The organism is Flavihumibacter profundi, from assembly GCF_020076305.1.
Classification (GTDB): domain Bacteria; phylum Bacteroidota; class Bacteroidia; order Chitinophagales; family Chitinophagaceae; genus Flavihumibacter; species Flavihumibacter profundi.
In genome coordinates, this window is sequence record NZ_JAIQXE010000001.1 from 799,642 (window position 1) to 826,445 (window position 26,804).

Annotated in this window: 18 protein-coding genes; 13 read left to right on the top strand and 5 right to left on the bottom strand. The window is 44.3% G+C overall.

The genetic code is table 11. The features are described from left to right. The first annotated feature begins 5 nt into the window (after positions 1–5). On the top strand, positions 6–1,061 hold the full coding sequence (locus LAQ65_RS03335; protein ID WP_224115518.1) for a formimidoylglutamase: 1,056 nt from the start codon (positions 6–8) through the stop codon (positions 1,059–1,061). On the opposite strand, the gene LAQ65_RS03340 is transcribed toward LAQ65_RS03335, so the two are convergent. Genes LAQ65_RS03340 through abc-f form a run of 3 tightly spaced genes read right to left on the bottom strand, consistent with a single transcriptional unit; the run spans position 1,022 to position 6,480 of the window. Next, complete coding sequence (locus tag LAQ65_RS03340; protein ID WP_224115519.1) at positions 1,022–2,200, bottom strand: threonine aldolase family protein; 1,179 nt, start codon at positions 2,198–2,200, stop codon at positions 1,022–1,024. The genes LAQ65_RS03335 and LAQ65_RS03340 overlap by 40 nt on opposite strands. A 48-nt stretch (positions 2,201–2,248) precedes the next feature. Further along, on the bottom strand, positions 2,249–4,519 hold the full coding sequence (locus tag LAQ65_RS03345; protein ID WP_224115520.1) for a patatin-like phospholipase family protein: 2,271 nt from the start codon (positions 4,517–4,519) through the stop codon (positions 2,249–2,251). Between the two features lie 11 nt (positions 4,520–4,530). Next, complete coding sequence (gene abc-f, locus LAQ65_RS03350) at positions 4,531–6,480, bottom strand: ribosomal protection-like ABC-F family protein (protein WP_224115521.1); 1,950 nt, start codon at positions 6,478–6,480, stop codon at positions 4,531–4,533. A 92-nt stretch (positions 6,481–6,572) separates the two neighbouring features. On the opposite strand from abc-f, the gene LAQ65_RS03355 reads away from it, so the two are divergent. Next, a complete protein-coding gene (locus LAQ65_RS03355) occupies positions 6,573–8,957 on the top strand; it encodes a TonB-dependent receptor (protein ID WP_224115522.1) in 2,385 nt (794 codons plus the stop codon). A 7-nt stretch (positions 8,958–8,964) separates the two neighbouring features. Here LAQ65_RS03355 and LAQ65_RS03360 read toward each other — a convergent pair whose 3' ends face one another. Further along, positions 8,965–9,816, bottom strand: coding sequence for a hypothetical protein (locus tag LAQ65_RS03360; RefSeq protein WP_224115523.1), 852 nt, complete (start codon positions 9,814–9,816; stop codon positions 8,965–8,967). Positions 9,817–9,891: 75 nt separating this feature from the next. Then, a complete protein-coding gene (locus tag LAQ65_RS03365) occupies positions 9,892–10,974 on the bottom strand; it encodes a hypothetical protein (RefSeq protein ID WP_224115524.1) in 1,083 nt (360 codons plus the stop codon). Positions 10,975–11,118: 144 nt separating this feature from the next. Here LAQ65_RS03365 and thrS point away from each other — a divergent pair, with 144 nt between their 5' ends. The 11 genes from thrS (at position 11,119) to LAQ65_RS03420 (ending at position 26,797) form a co-directional block, all read left to right on the top strand. Then, positions 11,119–13,056: a threonine--tRNA ligase gene (gene thrS, locus LAQ65_RS03370; protein WP_224115525.1), complete on the top strand. Its 1,938-nt coding sequence runs from the start codon at positions 11,119–11,121 to the stop codon at positions 13,054–13,056. Between the two features lie 46 nt (positions 13,057–13,102). Continuing rightward, a complete protein-coding gene (gene infC, locus LAQ65_RS03375) occupies positions 13,103–13,696 on the top strand; it encodes a translation initiation factor IF-3 (protein WP_224115526.1) in 594 nt (197 codons plus the stop codon). Positions 13,697–13,794: 98 nt separating this feature from the next. Continuing rightward, positions 13,795–19,071, top strand: a complete 5,277-nt coding sequence (locus LAQ65_RS03380) for a S8 family serine peptidase (RefSeq protein WP_224115527.1) — start codon at positions 13,795–13,797, stop codon at positions 19,069–19,071. Between the two features lie 117 nt (positions 19,072–19,188). After that, a complete protein-coding gene (gene rpmI, locus LAQ65_RS03385) occupies positions 19,189–19,386 on the top strand; it encodes a 50S ribosomal protein L35 (protein ID WP_224115528.1) in 198 nt (65 codons plus the stop codon). Positions 19,387–19,420: 34 nt separating this feature from the next. Beyond that, positions 19,421–19,765 (top strand): 50S ribosomal protein L20, encoded by a 345-nt coding sequence (gene rplT / locus LAQ65_RS03390; RefSeq protein ID WP_224115529.1) that lies wholly within the window; start codon positions 19,421–19,423, stop codon positions 19,763–19,765. A gap of 163 nt (positions 19,766–19,928) precedes the next feature. Then, positions 19,929–21,329 carry a type III PLP-dependent enzyme domain-containing protein gene (locus LAQ65_RS03395; RefSeq protein WP_224115530.1) on the top strand — a complete coding sequence of 467 codons (1,401 nt, stop codon included), beginning with the start codon at positions 19,929–19,931 and terminating at the stop codon, positions 21,327–21,329. A gap of 102 nt (positions 21,330–21,431) precedes the next feature. Continuing rightward, entirely contained in the window at positions 21,432–22,298 is an 867-nt protein-coding gene (gene porG / locus LAQ65_RS03400) for a type IX secretion system protein PorG (protein ID WP_224115531.1), read from the top strand. Positions 22,299–22,383: 85 nt separating this feature from the next. Next, positions 22,384–24,312: a menaquinone biosynthesis decarboxylase gene (locus LAQ65_RS03405; protein ID WP_224115532.1), complete on the top strand. Its 1,929-nt coding sequence runs from the start codon at positions 22,384–22,386 to the stop codon at positions 24,310–24,312. 7 nt (positions 24,313–24,319) lie between these two features. Next, complete coding sequence (locus LAQ65_RS03410) at positions 24,320–25,246, top strand: TraB/GumN family protein (protein ID WP_224115533.1); 927 nt, start codon at positions 24,320–24,322, stop codon at positions 25,244–25,246. Between the two features lie 78 nt (positions 25,247–25,324). Then, complete coding sequence (locus tag LAQ65_RS03415) at positions 25,325–26,167, top strand: methylated-DNA--[protein]-cysteine S-methyltransferase (protein WP_224115534.1); 843 nt, start codon at positions 25,325–25,327, stop codon at positions 26,165–26,167. A gap of 21 nt (positions 26,168–26,188) precedes the next feature. Further along, positions 26,189–26,797: an alpha-ketoglutarate-dependent dioxygenase AlkB family protein gene (locus LAQ65_RS03420; protein ID WP_224115535.1), complete on the top strand. Its 609-nt coding sequence runs from the start codon at positions 26,189–26,191 to the stop codon at positions 26,795–26,797. Positions 26,798–26,804: the final 7 nt, after the last annotated feature.

Below are 26,804 nucleotides of genomic sequence, written 5' to 3' on the forward strand. Positions count from 1 at the left end.
CACCATTGACTACCCCACATTTTAAGTTTTACAGTAAACAGGATATCCTTTACCTGACACGCCTGCGACGGTTTGAAACCAAATTAGGCGAACGCCTGCAGGTAATCACGGACCAGGAACAGTTTGAAGAAAAACTGAACAAATCACCGGCACGTTTTGTCCTGTTTGGTATCCCGGAAGATATTGGGGTGAAAGCCAATTATGGCAAGGGAGGCGCAGATTCAGCCTGGTTGCCCTTTTTAACTGCCTTCCTGAATAGCCAGAGCAATGATTTTCTCACCGGCGAAGAGATTTTGTTACTGGGTCATTTTGATTTTGGGGACTTGCAGTACCTGATTGAAAACCATGCCCATGGTGAAGAGGAAAAAGTGGAAGCTTATCGGCACGCAGTACAGCAGATAGATGAGGAAGTGGAAAGCCTGTCCAAGCAAATAACTTCAGCGGGGAAAGTCCCTATTGTAATAGGTGGCGGACACAACAATGCCTATCCATTGATTAAAGGAGCTTCCAAAGGATTGTTCAAGGCTGGCAAACTGCAACTGGCGCAAATCAATGCCATCAACCTCGATGCACATACCGATTTTCGTCCGGTTGAAGGACGCCATAGTGGCAATGGGTTCCGGTATGCCGAAGAAGATGGTTATCTGCAAAAATATTGTGTGGTTGGTGTGCAGGAGAATTACCTGCAACAGAATGTATGGCTTGATTTTGTGAATAATCCTTTCCTGGATATGATCACTTACGAAGATATTTTCCTCCACGAAAAAAGAAATTTCATCCAGGCCCTGGCCCATGCCACGGCATTTACAGAAGACGGGTACACTGCGCTTGAACTGGATCTTGATGTAATTGAAGACACCCTAAGCAGTGCAGAATCTCCCGTAGGGATCAGTCCCATGCATGCCCGCCAATACATCAATTTCGTGGCAATGAATTCGAAGCCGGCCTACCTGCATATCTGCGAAGGAGCAACCCAACTGAGTGATGGCAGGAAATGCGAAACTACCGGCAAACTCATCAGTTACCTGGTAAGCGATTTTATAAAAGCATCAATTATATAGCTGGTATCCTGGTATAAAAGAGTTTCGTTCACAGAAATTTTTGCCATATTATTTTGGTCGGGTTTGGGTATCCTGATGTTGAAATCATTGAATAATTTTTCCTGGGTTTTTCCCCCATTAATATTTTTATCCAACTGCAATACATAGATATTAGTACCTCCATCAAGGGCGCTGATGTTAATACCCTTAACCTGGTTCAATGCAGAAAAAATTTTTACCGATCGGTTGATGGCTTCCTTTAAGCGGTTTTCAATTCCTTCAAGCCTGTTATAGGCCATGGCAGCGTTTAACCAATTGCCATACATGGTGCCACCATGGATCTTAACCAGGTGCTCCATTTTGTCAATCACTGTCTTTTCTCCGCAAAGCATTGCGCCTCCGCTGGCGCCCAGGTATTTGTATAAGGAGATATAAATCGTATCAAAATATGAAGCATACTCCTGCACAGAAATACCTGACCAGGCTGAAGCCAGGTAAATACGGGCACCGTCGAGGTGTAGTTTGATATTGTTGTTACGGCAATAGGCACTTATTTTCCTGATCTCCTCAATGGGTACCATCCTGCCATCAGCCCTCCTTACCGGGTTTTCGATGGAAACTGCGCCTACACCGCTTTTAAACACTTCATCAACCTCAAGGGATTCTATTGCCTGCTGCAATGCTGCTGAAGTAAAATATGTTTCACCTTTTGCTAATGGCATAAGCCTTTTCTGGTGAACCGATTGGGCAGCATCGGCTTCATCCCGGAATACATGGCTGGTTTCCTGGACAAATACTTTTGTGTTTGTTCCACTAAGAACCGCTATGGCCAATTGATTTGCCATCGTGCCGGTTGGCATGAACATGGCCTTTTCTTTACCTGTAATGGCTTCGAATTTTTTTTCCAATGCGGCGACTGTGCCTCCATGGCCATACCGGTCTTTTTCAATAGCTGACACATTGTTCATTTGAACCAATTGGTCTAAGTACACAGCTGGCTCAAACATTTCACCATCACCAAAAAATTTCACTAGTGGCTGTATTGGTGCCGGGGGGATCCCTGAAGGATTGCCCGCAATTGCTGCAGAAAAGGGCAGGAGTGCAGGAATTAAGGACATCCCGGAAGATTGCAGGAATTTTCTTCTGTTAAATACTGGCATGGTAATGATTTAAGCCTTGGTTTTAAATGCAATCAGAATCCTGATTAGTTAGAACATAGCCCTGGAAAAGCGATAGCCCAGGTTTACATAATTTTTCAGGATACCGCTCTGGTCGCTGTACATAAAGCTGAACTCCAGCGGACCGATAGGGGAATCTATGCCTAACGTTAACCCATAACCGGTTAATAGTTTTTCAGGGGTATAGTAAAATTGCTGCTGTTGCAGGAATGAATGGTACATCAGGTTTAAAGTGGCTGCGGCGTAAACACTGCCTGAAAACTGGTACCTCCAGTTGAAGGATCCTTTAACGAGACTATTGGTGCGCACCGAAGCATCGGGAATGCCGGTAAATGTAACCTGGTTACGGATAACCGGTTGCATACCGCCAACCACAAAATCCTGGAATACGAATGAGTTTGTATTGAAATTTGCATCTGCTTCGGCCTGAAGGGTAATGAAATTTTTGCGGGAAACAGGAACCACTTTCTGTGCCTGGAACCGGAACCTGGTAAAAGTACTTTTTTTAATACCCAGTGAATCCATATTCCCAATCTCCGCGCCATTGGATTTTAAGGTGATATCCTCAGGCCTGTTGATAATAACCGACGGTTCAAATAACACGTAACCACCCCTGCGGGGGAGGAACAAACGATCGTGTGAATTATATTCATACCTGAAATAAGCCTGGCTGAAATTATTAGTTCCCCTCAGGTCAAGGATAGTCTGGGATAATGGTTTGATCGATCCGGTTTCCCAGTGCATCCCAACTGCATAGGATGACCTTCTTTTAAAAGCGAGTTGCAACCGCGTGTCAACATAAAAAAGAGATTGCCGGTTGCTGCCAATAACCCTGAAATCTTTATATGATGAAAATTCCTGCCGCTCTCCATACATTTCGGTAATGGATGCCATTGGTATTTTCTTTGTACCGAAGATCATGGTATGTTCCAGCCTTAGCCGCGGATTTTCAGAAATGCCGATTGTGGCTGAGCTGATACTTGGTTTGCCAATAATATCACGGATAGTCATGTTGGCAATCAACATGATATTACTGAATGAATTATAATTGATGGCAAGTTTGGCAGTGACCGGGGCATTCTCTTCTGCAATCAGGTGCATATCGGCTACGCCACTTTCTACCGGTTCCAGCTGGTAATACAGCCTGTTGAAATACCGGGTTCCATAAGCTTGCCGGATGCCGTCTTCCAGCTCTTTTACGGTATATGCCTGTCCCTCTTTTATACCCAGCATTTTTACCAGGAACACTTTGCTGATGTACCTTAAGCTATCCGTTATCACGTGCCGGATGGTTATTCTTGGAGCTGTAGCCGGGAAAGTAACTTTTTCAGGTATCCCATAAATTGCATTAAGGGAATCTGCAAGATGTTTGAATACCGGGTAAAATTGATTTCCCATTTCCAGTCCGATTGCAGTTATACTGTCGCTACTGTTAAAGCTGGCAGTATTGTATTTTGCTAATGGATGGGTAATATAATAATCAACCAGTCCGATTTCCTGTTTTACAGATTCTGCTTCCTTGAAAAAAGCGATCTGCATCAGGATCTGAATGGGAGAAGTGATTTTTTGCGCGGATAATAAACCTGTGGCCACATTGCTTCCAATTACGATATCGGCACCCATTTGCCGCACATCACTCACGGGAAAATTGCGGACTAGTCCGCCATCTACCAGCTTTTTATTACCAAGGTTTACTGCAGTGAAAACGGATGGGATTGCCATACTGCTGCGTACCGCACTTACCAGGTCGCCACTGTCTAATACAACTGCTTCTCCGGTGGCGAGGTCGGTGGCGATACATTTAAATGGCCGCTTCAACTGGTTGAAATCGCGAACCTGGTAAACCGGGTGAAACAATTCATCAAATTTTAACCAGAGTTCCTCAGCCTCCAAAACCCCTGAAGGAACACTGAACCGGCCGCGGGTTTGCATGGGTAATTCCAGGGCATAGCGGCCATATTCACTTTTCTCCTCCATTATGAAGGCATTCAGGGAAGACTTATTGCTGAGCAATTGGCTCCAGTCTAACTTATTGGCGATTTGTAAAATAGAATCACCGGAATAGCCTACGGCATAAAGGCTTCCAACAATGGCGCCCATAGATGTTCCGGTAACATAATCAATTTGTAGTCCGGCTGAATCAATAGCTTTTAGAATTCCAATATGGGCCAATCCTTTTGCGCCACCGCCACTAAGGGTTAACCCAATTTTCGGCCGGTGGTTCTGTTGCGTATAGGCTAACAGGGAATGAAAGAATATTAAACTGAAGAGGCTGCGGAGAAAAATATTCCGATAACGCATACCCGATGAAGTTACTCAATTTCACTTTCGAGTTGAATGATCTTCTCAAAAATGCTTTCGTATTGTTTGTTAAGATCTGTTAATTCTGCCTGTTGCCTTTTATACTCTTTTTCAGCTTCACCAAATTTTGAACGGTCGGAATAAATGGCCGGATCTGAAAGGGACGCTTCTACCTGGTTCTTTTTTTCCGTTACCCTGGCAATTTTTTCTTCCAGTTGGCTGAACTGTTTTTGCATCCTTTGCAATTCTTTCCTGCCATCTTTATTAATAGGGGTGCCGTTCTGTAATTTTACCGCCTGCACTATTTTAGCAGGCTGTTCAGCGACTGCAGGTTTACCCTGCTCAATTTTGGGTGCCTGGCGGGCCATCCGTTCTTTCCATTCAATCCATTCTGCATAGCTGCCTTTAAATTCCTTGATCTCGTGGTCAACAATTTCCCAGATCTTATTGGCCGCCTTTGAAATAAAGTACCGGTCATGGCTCACCAGGATAAAGCTGCCTTCATATTTATTCAGGGATTCCACCAATAGTTCCACCGAATGCATATCGAGGTGGTTGGTCGGTTCATCAAGCATGAGGAAATTAGCCTTGCTTACAATGGTTTTTGCCAGCGCAACACGGGCTTTTTCCCCACCGCTCAGTACCTTGATTTTTTTATCCGTATCATCACCGCTGAACAGGAAACAACCCAGCAGGGTGCGTAATTCCTGCTCGGTTTTCTGGCTGCCGCAGGCTTTCATTTCTTCCAGGAGGGTATTGTTCAGGTCCAATGCTTCCAGTTGGTGCTGTGCATAAAAGCTTTCGTCAACATTATGGCCCCATTTCCTTTCCCCATCAAATTTCTCCACACCAGCAATGATCCTTAGTAAAGTTGATTTTCCCTTACCGTTTGCACCAATCAGGGCAATCTTATCGCCTCGCTCAATTTCTGCGGAAGTGTTGGAAACGATTACATTTTCGCCAAATTTCTTGGTGACGTGTTTCAGTTCACACAGGATTTTACCCGGTGTTTTATCGATCCTGAAATTGATCTTGATATTGGGCCGCTCTATTTCAACTTCTTCAATCCGGTCAATTTTATCAAGTCGCTTCATTGCGCTTTGGGCTGCAGCGGCTTTGGTAGCCTTTGCCCGGAACCTTTCAATAAATCGCTCCTGTTGCCTGATATAGTCCTGCTGGTTCTCAAATGCCCGCTGCTGCAGTTCTACCCGCATTGCTTTTTCGGTTTCGTAGAACTCATAATTGCCGTTGTAAAAATGCAATTGCTTCTGGTATACCTCCACCACTTTGGTGATCATCCGGTTCAGGAAGAACTTGTCGTGGCTTACGATTACCACGGATCCCTTGTAGTGTTGCAAGTATTTTTCGAGCCATTCAATCGACGGAAGATCAAGGTGATTGGTAGGTTCATCTAATAATAATAAGTCGGGTTGCTGCAGGATCATTTTTGCTAATAGGACCCGCATCCGCCAACCTCCGGAGAATTCTTTATAGGGCCGGACGATATCTTCCTGGGAAAACCCGAGCCCGTGCAGGACTTCTTCTGTCCTGTGGTGGATATCGTATCCACCCAGTGTTTCCAGCTCATGCAGGGCATCACTATACTCGTGCAGTGTTTTTTCATCGCCTGTGGCTTCCAGTAATTTACCCAGCCGGTCGATTTCCTTTTCCAGTTGCTGCACTTTTTCAAATGCGCTGAGGGCGACTTCCAAAATGGATTGGTTGGTATCGAAACTCAAAAGGTCCTGGTGCAGGTAACCAATAGTGGTTCCCCGGCTTTTTTCCACTGTACCCGAGGAGGGTAGGTATTCTCCGACCAATACTTTGAGCAAGGTCGATTTTCCCGTACCATTGTACCCGATCAGGCCGATCCGCTCATTGGGCTGAATATGCCAGGTTGCATCGGAAACAATGACCCGGGCACCAAATTCGAACGTAACATTTTGTAATCCTACTAACATGGGGCGCAAAGTTAAATTAAAAGCCGCATTAGGCATTGATTTATGAACCAAGCTGCCGGCTTTTTGTTGTGAATCCCGAATTTTAACAGTACATGAAAAAAAACAGGCATACAAAATTGGTTATCAGTTCATTATTTACACTGGTTTTAGTAACCCTGTTGTGCTTATCGGGATTTGCCCAACAAAAATTTACCCTCAGCGGATATGTTAAAGATTCGCTTTCCGGGGAAAGCCTTATCGGGGCTTCGGTTTCAGTAATGGGCAAAGGCAAGGGCATAAACAGTAATACCTATGGTTTTTATTCCATCACCCTGCCGCAGGATGTTTACGAAATTTCCATTTCCTACGCCGGGTATGAAACCATCCGGTTTTCGATTACACTGGACCGGGATATCCAGCTGAACCGGGTACTGGCCCCGAAAATGACTACCAGCGAGGAGGTAGTGGTTTACGCCAAAAGAAAAGACGGTAATGTGCGCAATTCACAAATGGGCAGGATAGACCTGAGTATCAACCAGGTTAAATCACTGCCAGTCCTTTTCGGTGAAGTGGATATCCTCAAAACACTGCAGTTATTGCCAGGTGTGCGTAATGCCGGTGAAGGCAATGCCGGATTTTATGTTCGTGGCGGCGGACCAGACCAGAACCAGATCATGCTTGATGATGCAGTTGTTTATAATACCGGTCACCTGTTTGGGTTCTTTTCAATTTTCAATTCCGATGCAATTAAGAATGTAAGCTTAATTAAGGGCGGTATGCCTGCCCAGTATGGCGGAAGGCTTTCATCAGTCCTGGACATTGCCATGAAAGATGGCAACCAGAAAAAACTGGAAGTGGAAGGTGGCATCGGCCTGATTGCTTCAAGGGTATCAATCCAGGGGCCGATTAAAAAAGATAAAGCATCTTTTATTATTTCTGCACGCCGTACCTATATTGATGTACTGGTAAAACCTTTTGTTCCTAAAAGCAGTTCATTTTATGGTTCCGGCTACTATTTTTACGACCTCAATACAAAACTAAATTATAAATTTTCAGAAAAAGACCGTCTGTACCTGAGCGGCTATTTCGGCCGTGATGTATTTGATTTTAAAAATAACCAGCGCTCTTTCAGTGCCAATATCCCCTGGGGAAATGCCACGGCTACAGTACGCTGGAACCATGTATTCCATCCTAAACTTTTTTCTAATACGACCCTTGTTTTCAACAATTATAATTTCGCATTTAATGGTATCCAGAATAACCTGGCGTTCAATGTTAGTTCAGGTATAAAAGACCTTACCGCAAAATTCGATATGGATTATTACCCCATACCACAGCACAAATTGCGTTGGGGAGCACAGTACACCTACCATACTTTTAAACCGAACCTGGTCACGGGGCGTACAGATTCTGTAGATTTTATTCCGAATAATGCCCAGAAAAAATACGCCCGCGAAATCGGCCTGTACCTGCAGGATGACTGGGAACTGTCTGACCGGCTGCAGGTTAATGCCGGGTTACGTTTCAGCGGATTTACACAGGTGGGCGACTATACCGAATACTTGCGCGATAACAATGGAAATAAACTCGACAGTATTCATTTTGGTAAGGGTGAAAAAGTGCAGCAATACGGCGGACTTGAACCACGGCTCACCCTGAGGTATTCGCTAAACGATAATACATCCTTAAAGGCATCGGTTACCAGGAATTACCAATACATCCACCTGGTAAGCAATGCAGGATCAACACTTCCCACCGACCTTTGGGTGCCCAGTACACTTCGGGTAAAACCCCAGCTCAGCTGGCAATATGCTGCAGGCTTCTTTAAAAACTTTAAGAATAACCAGTATGAAACGTCGGTAGAGCTTTATTACAAGCAGATGCAAAACCAAATTGAATATAAAGAGGGCTATACCCCTTCCCTGAAAGACCCTGAGGAAGAATTTGTTTTTGGTGATGGATGGAGTTATGGCTCTGAATTTTTCGTAAGGAAAAATACCGGACGGCTTACCGGTTGGGTAGGGTACACATTGAGCTGGACATACAGAAAGTTCCCTTCCCTGAACAATGGCGAAACCTTTAAAGCCCGCTACGACCGTCGCCATGACATTTCAGTTGTGACTACCTATGAACTCAGTAAAAAATGGAAACTGTCGGGTGTTTTCGTGTATGGGACCGGAATGGCAACTACATTGCCTGAAAGGTTTTACCTGGTAGAAGGGGTACTAACCCAAGAGTATAGCCGAATTAACCAGTACCGGCTCCCCGCATATCACCGCCTGGATTTATCGGCAATCTATACACCCGTTCCCAAAAAACAAAAACGTTTGAAAAGCAGCTGGGTATTCAGCATATACAATGTGTACAGCAGGCTTAACCCATATTTCATCTATTATGACCAGGAAGGGAGCGCCTACAACGGCACCCTGAAAGTTACCGCCAAGCAGGTTTCGCTATTCCCCATCATCCCAAGTGTAACCTGGAATTTTAAATTTTAAGCTTTCATCAGGGAGATTTATCCTTAAGCCTGAATTTTACTGATGCGTTTTTCTTTTCTGAGGAAGACAACCGGACTTCCTGCCTTTGTTTGCCTGCAGTAACCACCATCAGGGCTGTGTTTGGTGGAATGCTGCCCAGGTTATCGGCATACATGACCAGTTCATAATCGGTATTAGGAAACGCATTTATCTTGAGGGTCAGCGGTTTGTCGGTTAGTTTTTGCCTGTACAGCAGTAATTTATTATTCAGGAAAATAGTCACTGTATCATTGTCGATTTCAGCGTTATCATACAAGTCTATTTTTACAGATGGGGTCTCCAGGGAAAGCGTTGTAACCAATTCATTTTCCCGTTTTTCAAGCTTTAGACCAGTTTGGAGTTTCGCCAGTTCTTCAGGCTGGTCTATATCCACCGGAAAAGCGGTTGCTGCTACCCGGTAGAGTGTTATTTTTCCGGGCGGGCAGCTTTTTTTACTGATGGATTCATAGCCTTTCCAATCGCCCACCAGCGCCTCTTTCCCATTTTCCATAGACCAGGTAAGGTCATAGGTTTTGGTGCAGCTTACACAGTCGTTCGGGATATTCACCTCCAGCAAACGGTCTTCAATAATTACCATCCTTTTGTTAAGGGCATTATACCGCCCGGTAAAATGATGTTTGATATAACGGGTTTTATCATAGTAGTCAAATGCGTTGCCCTGCAGGTTATTGCCCGAACCATTCAATTGGATTTCGAGATGATAGGTGGGAAAACACCCGCCTGGTTCCTGTGTAAGTGTACCTTGCCAAACGCCATTAAGGTCCTGGGCCTGCAGGTTTATTACCAATAATAAAGAAGTGATAATCAGAATGAGCCTCATGAATTGAATTATCCGGTCAATTTACAGCATCAGGCTGATTGACAGGTGAAAAAATGTTGAGCGGCTGCAATATGGTTATTTAGGCGGATCATATTTGAAAATTACTACTGCATTTTTCTGCTCTGTTGAAGTGATCCGGACTTCAAATTGCTGGTTGCCGGCTTTCACCACCATAAGGGAGGTGTTAGGCGGAATTTCCCCCAGGTTTTCCGCAACCATTACCAACTCCTGGTAATCGTTGTCATCATCCAGCTGAATGGTTAAATTGATCGGCGAAAGAGACAGCATCTGCTTAAAGACCACCTGTTTTTTGTTCAGGTAAACAGAAACAGTATCGTGATCAATAGTTCCGTTATCATAAAGGCTTACAGTTATTTCCCGGGTGTTTACCTTAAATGTTTTCACCACTTCATTTTCCCTGTTTTTCAAAACAGGGGGTACGATAATTGCCTGCGATGGCTTGTGGTATTCTTTGTTCAAATCTGCTGTAGGGGCCTGGCCTGCAATAGGTTTTGACTCCAGTGGCTTTTCAGGGGCTGGTGGTGGTGAAGGCTGTTTTTTGGGAGGTGCAACTGGTGGCGCCTTTGGCGTTGCAGGATTTGCTTTAGCTACAGCATCTGGTTGTTTGGGCGTTATTTTAGTTGCTTCGTCTGGTTTTTTCCTGCTCTTTTCCCTTTCTACAAGGAAGGGCTCCTTAAAGAAATCTGATTTGTCCACCCGCCTGAGGAATACCGTTCCACGGCCGCAATCAGTTGAATCGACCGTATTCATACTTACATAACTGCCTTCAAGAAATTCTTCTTCCCCGTTTTTGTAGTATTGCAGGAAGCAGGTCATAATGCAGGCATCACTGCCGCTTCGCATGCGTACATCTACAATCTTCAGTTCTTCCAGCAATACCTTCTTTGTTCCGGTATGGATGGTTCCCCTTGCTTCGGCCTTACCATAAAATTCTGTGGTCTTGTAAGAGTAAGTCACACCGGTAAAAGCCTTGCCACGCTGGTCAAGCTGAACCTCAAACTTATACCGGTCGTCAATATTCATCAATTGCATCATGCGGTTATTAGACCTGAACTGTCCCCGCCAAATTCCGGTCAGGTCCTGCCCAGAGCTGATTATTCCGGTTCCCAGTAAAAGAAATAAAAAAAAGGTCCGCATGGCCGCAAGTTATGATTCAATTTAAGGAAAAAGGAATCGCAATTTCATACCATTCAACCCTTTAATCTGGCAATAGTTCGTTAATTTTGCATCCCTTCCCGCCTGTTGTATGGGTGGTGAGGATTTGAAAACAGGTAAAACAAGATGATCAAAATTAGTTTTCCGGATGGCGCCCAGCGGGAATATGCTGCTGGTACAACTGCCTATGATATTGCAAAATCTATCAGTGAGGGATTGGCAAGGAAAGTGCTTGCAGCTGTAGTAAATGGGCAGGTTTGGGACCTGTCCCGGCCAATTTATGAAGATGCCCAACTGAAATTATTAGGTTGGGAAGAAAAAGAAGCCAAATCAACATTCTGGCATTCAACTGCCCACTTAATGGCCGAAGCTATTGAGTCTATGTTCCCGGGTGTTAAGTTCTGGGTCGGTCCGCCTGTAGACAATGGATTCTATTATGATATTGACCTGGGAGACCGCAGTATTAATGAGGAAGACCTGCGCAGGCTGGAATTAAAAATGGCTGAACTGGCCAAACAGAACAATGCCTTTGTGCGTAAAGAAGTGCCAAAGGCAGAAGCCCTTGCTTACTTTTCCGATAAAGGTGACCAGTATAAACTTGACCTGCTGCAAAACCTTGAAGATGGTAAAATAACCTTCTATACACAAGGTGAATTTACGGATCTCTGCAGGGGGCCGCATATTCCGCATACCGGACTGATAAAGGCTTTCAGGTTAACTAATATTGCAGGTGCTTACTGGAAAGGGGATGAAAAAAATAAAATGCTTACCCGCGTTTATGGCGTGAGTTTCCCTTCCCAGAAAGAACTTGACGAATACCTTACCCTGCTGGAAGAGGCTAAAAAGCGCGACCACCGAAAACTTGGAAAAGAACTTGGCATCTATACTATGGACGATGATGTAGGCCCAGGCCTTATTATGTGGATGCCGAATGGTACCATCATTATTGAAGAACTTGAGAAACTGGCTAAGGAAACTGAAGAGGAAGCCGGTTACCACCGGGTGGTTACTCCGCATATCGCCAAGGAAAGTATGTACCTCACAAGTGGTCACCTGCCATATTATGCCGATAGCATGTATCCGCCGATGGAGCTCGAAGGCGAGAAATACTATCTGAAAGCTATGAACTGCCCGCACCACCACAAGATTTTTGCGGCAGAACCCAAAAGTTACCGTGACCTGCCATACCGCATAGCGGAATATGGTACAGTTTACAGGTATGAGCAAAGCGGGGAATTATTCGGACTGATGCGTGTTCGCTGTATGCATATGAACGATGCCCATATTTATTGCAGTAAAGAACAGTTTGAGCAGGAATTCAGGGCTGTGAACGACATGTACCTCAAATATTTCAGGATTTTTGGTATTGATAAATATGTTATGCGCCTAAGTCTGCATTCCCCGGAAAAGCTGGGTAAAAAATATGTGGATGAGCCGCAGCTCTGGCTGGAAACAGAAGCCATGGTACGCCAGGTGCTTATTGATTCAGGTATTCCATATGTTGAGGTACAGGATGAAGCGGCATTCTATGGGCCCAAAATTGATGTCCAGATATATAGTGTAATCGGCCGGGAATTTACGCTGGCAACCAACCAGGTTGACTTTTCACAGGGCAGGAGCTTTAAATTACAATACCAAACCGCTGATAACCAAAGTGAAACACCATTGATCATTCACAGGGCACCGTTGGGTACCCACGAAAGATTTATCGGTTTCCTTTTAGAGCATTATGCCGGAAAATTACCGGTATGGCTGGCACCCCAGCAGGTGAAAATCTTGCCAATAAGCGATAAGTTCCTGGACTATGCTGAAGCGGTGAAAAAACAATTAAAAGCCGCCGGGGTTAGGGTTACCATTGATGACCGGAGTGAAAAAATAGGGAAAAAAATCAGGGATACTGAATTATTGAAGGTACCTTATATGCTGGTGATCGGTGAAAAAGAAGTAAATGAAGGCAAAATTTCGGTTCGTCGCCAGGGCAAAGGTGATGCTGGTGCAATGCCGGTAGCTGAATTTATCCAGGTGATTTCACGGGAGATTGCAAATCGCAGTAGCAGTGAATAAAAAATTCAATATTTTCGAGTTGAAATTGTTTAATTAAAATTTATAAATGGCATTTCCACCCAGGCCTCCAAGGGGGGCTTTCAATCCAAGGTTCAGGAAAGAACAACAGCAGGAACACAGGACCAACCAGATGATCCGCGTACCATCAGTACGCTTGGTTGGCGAAAACGTAGAAGTAGGTGTGTACTCCATCCAGGATGCACAACGCATGGCGCAAGACCAGGGACTTGACCTGGTTGAGATTTCGCCGAATGCCGATCCGCCGGTTTGTCGCATCATTGATTATAATAAATTCTTATACGAGAAAAAGAAGAAGGATAAGGAGATGAAGGCGAAAGCCAAGCAAAGTGAAGTTAAAGAAATCAGGTTCACACCAAATACTGATGACCACGATTTCAACTTCAAAGCCAAGCACGCCGAAGAATTCCTTAAAGAAGGCAATAAGGTGAAAGCCTATGTGCAATTCAGGGGAAGGGCAATCCAGTTCAAAGACAGGGGTGAATTATTACTCCTGAAATTTGCGGAGCGCCTATCGGAGATTGGTGTACTGGAGGGCATGCCAAAAATGGAAGGCAAAAGAATGCTTGCCATCTGGGCACCTAAAAGCCAGAAAAAGAAAAAAGATTCATCTTCTGACTAAAATAACAACCCGCCAAATGGCGGGTTTTTTTTGATATTTCCCCGGCCGGACAATTAATTCTATCCTGTGAAGGTTATATTACAGAAGATTTCTGCAATATGAACAGACCCCTATGCTTACCGCGGGTCCTGCTTGTTTGGCTGATCTGTTTTTCAGCTATTAGAGTGCAGGCGCAGCGTGTTGTTCCGGTTTACTTTAAAAATGCTGTACCCGCCAATAGCTTTAGGGTAGAAGCCATCGACCCTTTAAATATGCCAATGCAGGCATTATCTTCAGGTAACAATACCAGCATATTTTTACAATTTTCGGCTATCCCAAATAACAGGCAAAAGCAGGTTTTAAAAGCAAGGGGTATCGATTTGCTGGAATATATCCCGGAAAATACTTTTCTCGCAACTGTAAAGGGGAAATGGTCGGCAGATGCATTAAAAAGCCTGGGCATCATTGCTACCATTCCTTTGACGAAATACTTTAAAGCAACAGTTGATAACGCAAACGCTTATGCGAGAGTAGAAAATCAACCTGAAGTTTTACGTACCTACCATCTTAATATTTTGCCAGGAATGGATACCAGCCAGGTGAAGGACAATATTGCAACGATTTTACGGGGCAGGCCGGAAAAGCAAAATCCATCCAGGTTCCTGAATAATCGATTACTGGAAATCAGCCTTGGGCCTTCGGCGCTTGGCACTTTACTCGATCAGCCTTTTGTACTCTATGCAATGCCGGCTGCAGTTTTAAAGCCTCTGAATAATGATGCTACTGATCGCCTCGAAGCACATGTCGTGCAACAGGGAATCGCCGGCATGCCCGGACTAAGTGGGAATAATGTAGTGATGGGGATGGGTGATGAGGGGCGGATAGACCATGTAGATAATGGTTATAATGAGGATGGACAGGATTATAACAGTTCCTACCATTCCACCCATGTAGCAGGAACCTTGGTAGGAGCTGGCATCGTGAACCCATTGATGCGGGGATTCGCCTATAAATCAACTTTACTGGTCGATTTTTTTAATAATATTATTTACAGGGCGCCGGAATATTACCAAACAAAAAGGATGGTGCTCACTAACAATTCCTATGGTGCCGGAAGTTACTGTGTTCCTTATTCCGGTGAGTATTCCGGGTATAGCGGCCAGGCAGACCAACAGGCACTTGATTATCCAAATATGTTGCATGTATTTGCAGCAGGGAATAGTGGCGACCTGCAATGCGGGAATTATCCTGTTGGGTACCATTCAATAGACAATTCTTTCCAGGCCGGGAAAAATGTAATTACAGTAGCAGGCACAAGCCATGACGGGCTTTCTAACAAATTTTCAAAAGGGCCGGTGAACGACGGGCGCATAAAGCCGGAGATCGCTGCAATCGGCAACAGCATGTGGTCGACAATTATGGGAAACGGTTATGGTCCCAACCAGGGTACCAGTATGGCAGCACCACAGGTTACCGGCGCTCTCGCCCTGATGGTTGAACGCTACCGGCAACTCAATGGTGACCAGGATCCACCCGGTGACCTGTTAAAAGTTATATTATGCAATACTGCAACAGATATTGGCACCAAAGGAGTGGATTTCTCAAATGGTTTCGGTTGGATGAACGTAAAGAAGGCAATCGATGATATCAATGCAAGGAGCTACCGGTCTGGTATAATCGAACAAGACCAGGAGCAGGTTTTTGAAATACAACTGGATAAGGAAGTATTTGATTTTAAAGTGATGTTGTATTGGCATGACCGTCCATCGTCTTATTATACACTTAAAAACCTGGTAAATGACCTTGATATAACTGTACAGGCCCCTAATGGAACTACCTATGATCCTTTTGTCCTGGATACCAGTGCCGCAGGCGTTTTAAAGCCAGCCGTAATGGGGAAGGACCACCTGAACAATATTGAACAGGTAGTCATTGACAATGCCATTCCCGGAACTTATACCATTCGCGTTAAAGGCTATAAAGTACCTTTTGGCCCGCAGGCATTCAAAGTGGCATACAACTGGGAAGAGCCAGGCCTGCAGATTATCCAGCCTGTAGGGGGAGAGCAATGGAAACCAGGTGAGCAAAGAGGTATACACTGGCAGGATGCAGGTCACGATGCTGATACATATTCTTTCGATTATTCCCTTGATGACGGTAATACATGGACAAACCTGCCGGGTATAACAGGAAGCTATAACCGGGTTGACTGGACCCTGCCCGATGTACAAAGTGCAGCAGCCAGGATTCGGATAACCAATACTGTTAGTGGTGCTTCCAGGATATCTGCACCCTTTGTAATATTACCGGAAATCAATTTTTCAGTCACCAGCTCCTGTTCATCAGAAGTCCAGGTGAAATGGACAAAACCAGCAGGAATTGATTCAGTGGAGGTTTTGTTATATGCCGGGAAAAGAGGTGATTTCGTGCAGCAAACTGTTACTACAGATTCAAGCTGGATATTGAATGGTTTGAAGTCCGGTCCTAATTACTGGATCACCCTTCGACCCATTCTTGCCGGAAAACCCGGGGAACGAAGTGTTGCGCAAATGATTAATACCCCTAACCTGAAATGTATACCCACAGGGGCTTCGGGCGATCTGGCGCTTAGTGCTATTTTGATGCCGCCAACCGCACGGGAAGGCAGTTCCACCGCATTAAGCGGAGCCGTGCCTGTTATTTTGAAATTGGAAAACAAGGGCAATACGCCTGTCGCCGATAGCATCGTTCTGGATATTTTTAAAAATGGCATTTTTTGGGGTAAAGACACACTGGTAAAGTCATTTGCAGCCAGGGAACAATACAATTGGACGACCAAATTCCAGTTTCCGGCTGTGGCAGGGACTTCATTGCAGTTACAAGCTGCCATTGCAATTCCAGGAGATCCCGATCTTTCAAACAACCATTGCGACAGTACCTGGCGATATCTTGCGAATACGGCCCTTTCGCTGCCTTATACTGAGGACTTTTCCACCCTGGAAGATACTGTTTACGCAAAACCGGGTATCACCGGGGCATTTGGAGCCTTAGCCTGGGATTTCAGCTCCGCCTCGCCGGCCGTAAGTTTGATTGCACGACACCAGGAACCTCAGAAGGGATTCACGACCTATTGTAAAACAGATTACCAGTCCTTCCAGTTAATCGGCACTTTCAATTTGTCTGGATACCAATTGACCGATAATGTGCGGGCCAATATTTCCATTCCTTCATTAAATAGCTTCAGTTTATCTATTTATATAAGGGGAAATGATCTTTCACCCTGGCTTGTACTTCCCATTTATGATCCAATTACAGGCATCAGCAGCACAAAAAACATGAATATCAGTGGTGTTTTGGCAAAGGGCAAACAAAGCTTCAGTAGTTCCTTTCAAATCAGGCTAGTTGGCAATACCCGTAGTTTTTTGCAGGAGATACAAATCCTTAATGAATTGAAATTATTTACTTCAAAGGCAGATCTGTCGTTGGTGGACCTCAATTATACCCAGTCCAGGGTTACGGATGGCGATTCGATGCACATAGTTATAGGTGCCTATAATAAGAAACTCACCACCAATGGCGCTTTTTCCCTGGGTATAAAAGCGCCCGACGGTAACATTCAGTCAGTTTTAATAGATTCACTTGGATCCAACCAGGTAGCCTATGCCCCTTTTACCATTAAAGTGCAGGATTGGCCAAATGCAGTAGCACCAATTGTTGCCTGGGTGGCAGACCCGGAAGACAGTTTCCCGGATGATGACAGCCTTCAGGCCATTATAGCTTATTCCAGAAAGATCAGCAAGTTCCCTTACCTGCAAGGATTTGAGCAAGGGGAAGCTGGTTGGGGATCAACATTTATTTATGGATTATCGAATAAGTTATCTGAATCTGTTGCGCCTTTTAAGCCTGCCAACGGCAAAATATTCTGGGGCACAAGGTGGGTGGATTACAACCAGCAAATCGCCAATGCTATTTCATCAGGCTACCTGGTGAGTCCATGGTTTGACCTCAGCAGCCTGAAAAAACCATGGCTCTCGATGAGTGTGAATAAGCAACTCTGCAACGGGATGGATTCAATACTTATTCAATATTCTGTTGATACAGGGCGAACATGGGCAACCCTGAATCCGGCATCCGGAACAACCAATTGGTATGATTTACCCGGACAGGGTTCCTGGAAAAATTGCGGGAATGATTACTGGCAGGTAGTTTCAGCACCCCTTCCAGCACCAGCAGCTGGTATTCAGTTAAGGGTTTTATCACAGGGAAGCAATTACCTATCTGAGGAATTGCCCCGATTGCCAGGCGGGCTCCTGGTAGATGATGTGCATATTTTTGATTTGGCCTACCCGGTTTTTGACCAGCCAACTGCTGTTACTGCTCCGCAAAAAAGCGAACTGGACAATTGGGATAACTATACGGAACAAGGCAAAACAATGGCTGCATCTCAGCCCATATCAGCAAGTGCAGGTAATAGTTTCAGGCTTTCCGCACAAATCGCCAACCGTAGCTATAATGGTAACAGGGTCCTGCCGAAATCCTGGATTTTTAACGGATCGCCGGTTGTATCGGAAAATGGGCGGGTGCGGTTATATTTTACCCATAAGGAGGTAATGGACTGGCTTTCGGTTATTCCTTGCGATACCTGTATTCAAAAAAGGAGTCCCTATGATTTGGCAGTTTACCGTTATTCCGGGCCAAGTCCGGGTATTAATGAAACTGATGCTGACAATATTCCGGGTTATGATGAGGTTTGGCCTGCCGATGCATTTGACCTGGTACCTTATGAATCGGGCTATTACGCTGAAGTTCCTGCTGCAGCCTATGGGGAATTTTATATTGGCCTCGATGAGAAAGGCAGTGGGCTCCTTTTTGAGGCAAGTCGCCAGCCGGGAGCCAATATTGTATTGCTGAACTGGACAAAGGAGCATCCGGAAGAAGTGGACCACTTCGAAGTGGAAAGAGCAGCAAGGAGCAATTCAACGCTGGATTTTAAGTCCATTGGAACTGTTTCAGGCTCCCCATTAAATACAAGTTACCGCTTCCGCGATATACGCCTTCAACCGCCCGGTGCCTGGCATTACCGATTGAAAATTGTGTATAAAAATGGCGATATCCGATATTCGGCCATCCGGACCATCAGTTTTGATGCGGGGATCCTCGTAAAACTTTATCCCAATCCGTCTGCTGATGGAAAAGTGAAGCTGTTGCTGCAAAATGCAGAAGGTAAAAATGTGGAATTGGCTTTGTATGACCAGGCCGGGCGCTATCTTTGGGGCCAGCATATAGAGGCAATGGCCAACCAGCAATTGGTGCCGCTCTCAATTGGCAATGGAAAATTGCCCAATGGGGTTTATGCCCTGAAAATAACAGCTGAAGGAGAAAAAAAGACCATTCAGTTGGTGATTTCCAGAAACTAACCTACCTTCGCGCTCCCAAAAGGGTGCCGTTTAACGACGGTGACATTGCCCAAATGGCTCCATAAGTCTCCGCCTGTGCGGGGCGCCAGCAGGGCGTAACTTTCTAGAGTTATAAAAATGCCAAAGGTAAAAACAAATTCAAGCGCAAAAAAGCGCTTTAAGGTGACTGCTACAGGAAAAATCACCCACCAGAAATCTTTTAAGCGTCACATCCTGACCAAAAAGTCAACCAAGCGTAAACGCGGCATGCGTAAAGACGGTGTAGTTGCTAAATCTAATATGGATTTCGTTCAACGCCTTCTTGGTCTTAAGTAAACCAATTCAATTACAACTTAAACTCATTTAGCATATGCCACGTTCAGTAAACGCCGTTGCCTCAAGGGCACGCAGGAAAAGAATTTTAAAGCAAGCCAAAGGATATTATGGCAAGCGTAAAAATGTATACACAGTAGCCAAGAATATCGTTGAAAAAGGCATGACCTACAGCTATGTAGGCCGTAAACTGAAGAAGCGCGAATACCGTGCCCTTTGGATCGCCCGTATAAACGCAGCCGTTCGTGAAGAAGGTCTTACCTATTCTACATTCATTCACAAGCTGAATGAAAAAGGAATTACCCTCGATCGTAAAGTGCTGGCAGACCTGGCTATGAACAACGCCGAGTCATTCAAGGCCCTGGTTGCTTCAGTAAAATAATACCAGCTCAAAATTAACTGTCAACCGGCTCCTTAAAAAGGGCCGGTTTTTATTTGCCGTCGCCTGCATGAAAACCACAAAATTTCTTTACCCGATAATTCATGTTTTTCTTATAGGTTTGTATGTTTTTATAGTATCACCAACAAACCATGTGTATATATAGATGAACAATACTTACTACGATCTGGTTGACCAAACCTTCAATTTCCCCCAGGAAGGTTTTGAGGTAAAAGATGGTTATCTCCAGTTCAACGGCCTGAATATTAAAGCACTGATTGATAAATATGGTACGCCTATGAAGCTGACCTATTTGCCGAAAATTGGTATGCAGATCAATAAGGCCAAACAGATGTTCGCCAATGCATTCAAAAAACACAAATACGAAGGCGAGTATTTTTATTGTTATTGTACCAAGAGCTCCCATTTTTCTTTTGTGGTGGAAGAAGCGCTTAAACACAATATACATCTTGAAACTTCCTATGCATATGATATAGAGATTATCAAAAAGCTCTATGCCAAAAAGAAAATAAGTAAAGACACTTTCATTATTTGTAATGGCTTTAAACAGAAGCCATATACCCGCAGGATTGCTAACCTGATTAACCAGGGATTCAGGAATGTAATTCCCATCCTGGATAATGTAAATGAACTGGATGATTACCGAAAATCAGTGCGTACACCCTTCAAACTTGGTATACGTGTAGCTGCTGAAGAAGAACCTTCCTTCCCATTTTATACCTCACGGTTAGGCATAAGGGCAAAGGATATCCTTGAGTTTTATGTCGACAATATAGAGGGCTATGAGAATAAGTTCCAGCTGAAGATGCTGCATATATTCCTGAACAAAGGGATCAAAGATGATATTTATTACTGGTCAGAGTTGAATAAGGTCATTAACTTATACTGCCAGTTGAAAAAAATTTGCCCTGAGCTCGATTCCATCAATATAGGCGGAGGTTTTCCTATTAAGCATTCCCTGGGATTTGAATATGATTACCAGTTCATGATTAATGAGATAGTGAGCAATATCAAAAGCGCCTGCAAAAAGGCGAAAGTGCCAATGCCCAATATTTATACCGAATTCGGGTCCTACACGGTTGGTGAAAGCATGGCCCATATTTATTCGGTGATTGCCCAGAAAACCCAGAACGAGCGGGAGATTTGGTATATGATCGATTCTTCCTTTATTACAACACTTCCCGATACCTGGGGAATAGGGGAAAGGTTCCTGCTCTTGCCTATTAATAAATGGGAGGAAGAATACCAGCGGGTGGTACTTGGTGGAATAACTTGTGACAGTCACGACTATTACGATTCAGAAGAACATATAAATGAAGTATTCCTGCCTAAGCTGACCGGCAGTGCGGAGCCACTTTACCTGGGATTTTTTCATACCGGTGCTTACCAGGACCAGATCAGCGGATATGGTGGCATAAAGCATTGTATGATCCCATCACCAAAGCACATTATTGTAGGCCACGATAAAAACGGCAAACTAGTCGATTGGGTTTATGCCAAGGAACAGACTGCGCAAAGTATGTTGAAAATTTTAGGATACGTTTAAGGAAGTGGGTTGTAGTTTGGTACCTGATTTGCATGAAACAATAACCAATCCCTTCCGTGAAAAGCCTTGCAGGCTTGCGTACTAAATCATCAATGCACCTTTATGCAGAAATTCTTTCTGTTTTTTATAGCACTCGCACCATTAGCAGCCATGGCCCAGGATTGGCAAATTACCGGTTTTGGGGGAATCTCCAATTACCAGGGCGATTTCCAGGAAAAGCGGATTACGACCAATCAATCACACGGATCCTTCGGATTGGGTGTACAATATAACCTGACGCCCCACGTAGTAATCCGCTCAGGACTTGTTTATGGAAAAATCTCCGGCGATGATAAATTGAGCAAGGACAGTATGCTCGTTATGCGAAACCTGAATTTTACTTCGCAAATTTTGGAATTCAACCTGATGGCAGAGTATGATTTCCTTGATTTGGAGAACAAAAAATTTACACCATATGTTTTTGCCGGTATTGCTGTTTTTGGATTTGATCCTTATACATACGATACCCTGGGCAATAAATATTACCTGCAACCACTAAGTACAGAAGGAGAGGGATTGGCAGCATATCCGGATAATAAGCCTTACCACCGTGTGCAAGTTTCTATTCCTTTTGGCGCAGGTATAAAGCTTAAGGTCAATGAACAAGTCACCATTGGATATGAGGTTGGTCTCCGCAAAACATTTACAGACTACCTCGATGACCTTAGTAACCGGTATGTTGACCGGGCGACGCTGTTGGCCGCTCGCGGACCTAAAGCTGTAGAACTTGCCTATAGAAGTGGTGAGCTGAAAGACGGGAATCCGCAATACCCGGCTGATGGAACTATCCGGGGTGGTCCAACCGCTAAGGATTATTATTATTTTCAGGGGCTTACCGTTTCTTACCGCTTAAAAGGTCGCTCTTCAGGGAATGGTTTCCGGAAAAATGGCATGGGCAATCAAATGGATTGTCCAAAGAATGTCTATTGATTCGCATTAATAATTCTTGTTTAGCCAAATTATGAACAAGGGTGCGCCTTTGGTGTTTTACCTTTGTAACCTTGAATCATGAAGTATGGCGTATAAGAATCAGCAGGAATTTATCAATGCGTTGGAGAAAGCCGGTGAACTGGTGCGGATTTCCGCCTATGTTGATCCTCATTTGGAAATAGCCGAAATCACAGACCGGGTAAGCAAATCAGGCAATGGTGGGAAAGCACTGTTATTTGAGAACACTGGTTATGATTTTCCGGTGTTGATGAATGCTTACGGCAGTGAAAAAAGAATGTGCATGGCCCTGGGTGTTAACCATCTCGATGATGTTGCCCATGAAATTGAGTCCTTGTTTAAATTGCTAACCAAGCCCAAGGAAAGTATCCTCGACAAATTGAACCTGTTACCCAAGCTTGGACAATTCGCCAGTTGGATGCCTAAAGTCCGCAGTGGGCGTGGAGAATGCCAGGAAGTGATCCTGGCAGAACCTGATATCACTAAATTACCCGTTATTACCTGCTGGCCAAAAGATGGTGGCCCCTTTGTAACACTTCCGGTGATCCATACAAAGGATCCGGATACCCATACCCGTAATGTTGGCATGTACCGGATGCAGGTTTTCGGCCCGACCTTAACGGGAATGCACTGGCACAAGCATAAAGTGAGCGCAAAGCATTTTGCTGCATATAAAAAAATGGGGAAGCGCATGCCCGTAGCTGTTGCCCTTGGCGGCGACCCGGTATATGCCTATTCAGCAACAGCACCCTTGCCTGAAAATGTAGATGAATACATGCTTGCGGGTTTTTTACGTAAGAAAAAAGTGGATTTGGTGAAGTGTATCACCCAACCTGATATTGAAGTGCCTGCGGATGCCGATTTTATTATCGAAGGCTATGTGGAACCCGATGAAGAACTGATTTGGGAAGGCCCTTTTGGTGATCATACAGGGTATTATTCCCTGCCAGACTGGTACCCGCGCTTTCATATTACCGCCATTACACACCGCAGGAATGCAGTTTACCCGGCAACAATAGTAGGTATTCCTCCGCAGGAAGATGCCTGGCTGGGAAAGGCTACGGAAAGGATATTTTTAGCACCCATAAAGATGACTATGGTGCCCGAGATCATAGATATGGATATGCCTATTGAAGGTGTTTTCCATAACCTGGTGATTACCCAGATCCAGAAAGATTATGCTGGCCAGGGACAAAAAGTGATGAATGCCATGTGGGGAGCCGGACAAATGATGTTTAATAAAATTTTGGTGCTGGCTGATGCCGGGGTTAAGATCCAGGATTATGGCGCTTTAGCACGATATGTATTTAAAAACCTTGATGTAGCCAACGATGTGGCTTTTAGCACGGGACCAATGGATGTGCTGGACCATAGCTGCAGTAAGATGGGTTTTGGCGGCAAAATGTGCATTGATGGAACTGCCAAGATGGAAGAAGAGATAACGGACCAGAATCATTTTAGCAAAGCACAACAACAATTATCACTAACCGAGGAAGATTTCCGGCAATTCCCGGAGATCATTGGCGTGAACTTGTCTTTACTGGCAATGGATATTCCCTGTATTATTGTAAGTGTACAAAAGAACAGGCTGCGGCATATCAGTGAACTGCATAATAAAATGGGGGAGTCGGTCCTTGCTATGGAATCGGTGAAAATGGTCTTGTATGTAGAACATACCATTGATGCGAAAAATTTGCCGGTTGCACTATGGCGTTTTTGTAATAACCTGGATCCAAAGCGCGACCAGTACTTATTGCAGTTACCTGCACGTACTGAACCCGGAAAAACCTTTAATTGCCTGGGTTTGGATGGTACCATAAAGACCAGGGAATTTGATAACTTTCAGCGCGACTGGCCAAATATTATAGTTGCGGCGGATGATACAATTGCAGCGGTTGATAAAAAATGGGATAGCCTGGGACTTGGCGCTTTTATACCATCACCCTCACTTTCATTCAAACACCAGATATATGGCGAAGAAGCCGTTGCACAATAAATAAAATATGCGTTTATTAATTACCGCCATACTACTATGTTCACTTCCTTTTTTAGGTTTTGCGCAGGTAAAAACCACTTCTAAGAAAAGTGTAACTCAATTGGTCCAGGCTCCAAATTCCGTGCTTTGGGAGATCAGCGGTAATGGGCTGGAAAAACCCTCTTACCTCTTTGGTACTATGCATATTTTGTGCGCGCAGGATGCACTGCTGAGTGACAGCCTGCAATTTTCAATTGATCGTGCAAGCCAGGTCTATTTTGAAGTTGATATGGATAATATGGCTGAACTGATGGGATTGTTCAAGTACATCAAAATGAAGGACAATAAGACATTAAGTGACCTGATTACGCCGGCTGAATACGACAGGGTGAAAAAATATTTTGCTGAAAACCGTTCCATACTTCCTTTGAGTATGATGGAGCGGTTTAAACCTTATTTTATTGCTTCCATTCTTAGTGAATCCAAAATGCCCTGTGAAACAAAAAACGGCATGGAAGAAGTAATTATGCAGGAGGTTAAGAAACAACAGAAAGAAATCAATGGCCTGGAGTCAATTGCTTTCCAGGCCAGCATCTTTGATAGTATTCCCTATGAACAGCAGGCGCAGGAACTACTCAGGACGATTGACAGTGCCGGTGTTGAGGATAGTATGACGCAAAAAATGTTAGACGTTTACCGTTCACAAAACCTTGCCGAAATTGAAAAGCTGACTTTGCAGGAAGAGGGTGGGGTTGCCGCCTACCTTGATCTTTTCTTATATGGCCGCAATGCCAAATGGATACCATTGATTGAAACGGCTATGAAAAAAGGATCCACTTTGTTTGCGGTTGGGGCTGCACATTTACCCGGTGGGAAGGGTGTAATTCAACTATTACAAAATGCCGGCTATCGCTTGCGCCCAATGAAGCATTCAGTTAATCAAAGGATGATGTAACAGAATAAATTATAGCAACTTTCGGGTTTTTCAACAACAGGCAACATTCTACATTCGTACTATAAAACTTCGAATGGAATGAACAAACAAAATGAGATCGATTATAAACGTATTGCGGTTGCCATCGAATATGTAAAAATGAACTTCAGGGAGCAACCGGGGCTGGAAGACCTTGCCCGGATCGTTCACCTCAGTCCCTTCCATTTTCAACGGCTTTTTACCGATTGGGCAGGAGTCAGCCCCAAGAAATTCCTGCAATACATCAGCATTGAGCATGCCAAGAAAATGCTGAAAGAAAGTCAATCTTCCCTTTTTGATACAGCCATTGAAACCGGTCTATCAGGCCCTGGCCGGCTGCACGACCTATTTATCAATATTGAAGGAATGACCCCGGCTGAATATAAAAACGGAGGCGCAAACCTTTTCATTAACTACAGCTTCGCGGTAAGTCCATTTGGGAATATCCTCGTTGCGTCAACTTCAAAAGGTATATGTTATATGGCTTTTGCTGAAGAAGCGCAAACAGCATTTGCTGTTATGCAAAGCCATTTTCCCAATGCCCGATTCAGACAAACAGTTGATCTAATTCAGCAAAACGCCCTTATTATTTTTACGCATGACTGGACAAAAATTGACCAGGTAAAGCTTCATTTGAAAGGCACGGACTTTCAGTTGAAAGTTTGGAATACCTTGCTGAGAATTCCGATGGGCCAGCTTTCAACATATGGATCAATTGCCAGGAGTATCAGGAAACCATTGGCAGCAAGAGCTGTTGGTACTGCAGTTGGGGATAACCCGGTAGCGTTCCTAATTCCATGCCACCGGGTCATCCAGGCTTCAGGTGAGATTGGCGGCTATATGTGGGGTAATACCCGGAAGACAGCTATCCTGGGTTGGGAAGCTGCTAAAACAATCGATTAACCCCCAGGTAAACCCGGAAATATGGATTTATTTAGTTCTGTCGAAAAGCAAACCATTAATTTATTACCCGGGGACGGGGTTGTAAATTATTTTGGAATAGTGTTAACCCGCCTAGAGGCTGATTATTTCTTTATCAGATTATTGGAGAGCATTGCCTGGAAAAATGATGAAGCCGTGATTTTTGGAAAACGTATTATTACCAATAGGAAAGTAGCCTGGTATGGTGATAAAGGATATAGTTACACTTATTCAAATATTACAAAACAAGCTTTGCCCTGGACAAATGAACTGCTTTTACTGAAAACCATTGTCGAAAGGAAATTAAATGAACAATTCAATTCCTGCCTGCTAAATTTATACCATAATGGCAAAGAAGGAATGGCCTGGCATAGTGATGGGGAGAAGGAGTTGAAGAAAAACGGGGCCATTGCTTCTTTAAGTTTAGGCGCCGAACGGAAATTTTCATTTAAGCACAAACAATCCAAAGAGACTGTTTCAATTAACCTTGAACATGGTAGTTTATTGGTAATGAAAGAGGATACCCAGGCTAATTGGTTGCATCGTTTACCTCCTTCAAAACAGGTAACCAGACCAAGAGTGAACCTGACCTTCAGGACAATAATTTCCTAAATTAAAC

Bases quoted from the DNA above. Each gene is read 5' to 3' on its own strand.
- LAQ65_RS03340 (WP_224115519.1), bottom strand. From the start codon at position 2,200: ATGCCAGTATTTAACAGAAGAAAATTCCTGCAATCTTCCGGGATGTCC.
- LAQ65_RS03345 (WP_224115520.1), bottom strand. From the start codon at position 4,519: ATGCGTTATCGGAATATTTTTCTCCGCAGCCTCTTCAGTTTAATATTC.
- abc-f (WP_224115521.1), bottom strand. From the start codon at position 6,480: ATGTTAGTAGGATTACAAAATGTTACGTTCGAATTTGGTGCCCGGGTC.
- LAQ65_RS03355 (WP_224115522.1), top strand. From the start codon at position 6,573: ATGAAAAAAAACAGGCATACAAAATTGGTTATCAGTTCATTATTTACA.
- LAQ65_RS03360 (WP_224115523.1), bottom strand. From the start codon at position 9,816: ATGAGGCTCATTCTGATTATCACTTCTTTATTATTGGTAATAAACCTG.
- LAQ65_RS03365 (WP_224115524.1), bottom strand. From the start codon at position 10,974: ATGCGGACCTTTTTTTTATTTCTTTTACTGGGAACCGGAATAATCAGC.
- thrS (WP_224115525.1), top strand. From the start codon at position 11,119: ATGATCAAAATTAGTTTTCCGGATGGCGCCCAGCGGGAATATGCTGCT.
- infC (WP_224115526.1), top strand. From the start codon at position 13,103: ATGGCATTTCCACCCAGGCCTCCAAGGGGGGCTTTCAATCCAAGGTTC.
- LAQ65_RS03380 (WP_224115527.1), top strand. From the start codon at position 13,795: ATGAACAGACCCCTATGCTTACCGCGGGTCCTGCTTGTTTGGCTGATC.
- rpmI (WP_224115528.1), top strand. From the start codon at position 19,189: ATGCCAAAGGTAAAAACAAATTCAAGCGCAAAAAAGCGCTTTAAGGTG.
- rplT (WP_224115529.1), top strand. From the start codon at position 19,421: ATGCCACGTTCAGTAAACGCCGTTGCCTCAAGGGCACGCAGGAAAAGA.
- LAQ65_RS03395 (WP_224115530.1), top strand. From the start codon at position 19,929: ATGAACAATACTTACTACGATCTGGTTGACCAAACCTTCAATTTCCCC.
- porG (WP_224115531.1), top strand. From the start codon at position 21,432: ATGCAGAAATTCTTTCTGTTTTTTATAGCACTCGCACCATTAGCAGCC.
- LAQ65_RS03405 (WP_224115532.1), top strand. From the start codon at position 22,384: ATGGCGTATAAGAATCAGCAGGAATTTATCAATGCGTTGGAGAAAGCC.
- LAQ65_RS03410 (WP_224115533.1), top strand. From the start codon at position 24,320: ATGCGTTTATTAATTACCGCCATACTACTATGTTCACTTCCTTTTTTA.
- LAQ65_RS03415 (WP_224115534.1), top strand. From the start codon at position 25,325: ATGAACAAACAAAATGAGATCGATTATAAACGTATTGCGGTTGCCATC.
- LAQ65_RS03420 (WP_224115535.1), top strand. From the start codon at position 26,189: ATGGATTTATTTAGTTCTGTCGAAAAGCAAACCATTAATTTATTACCC.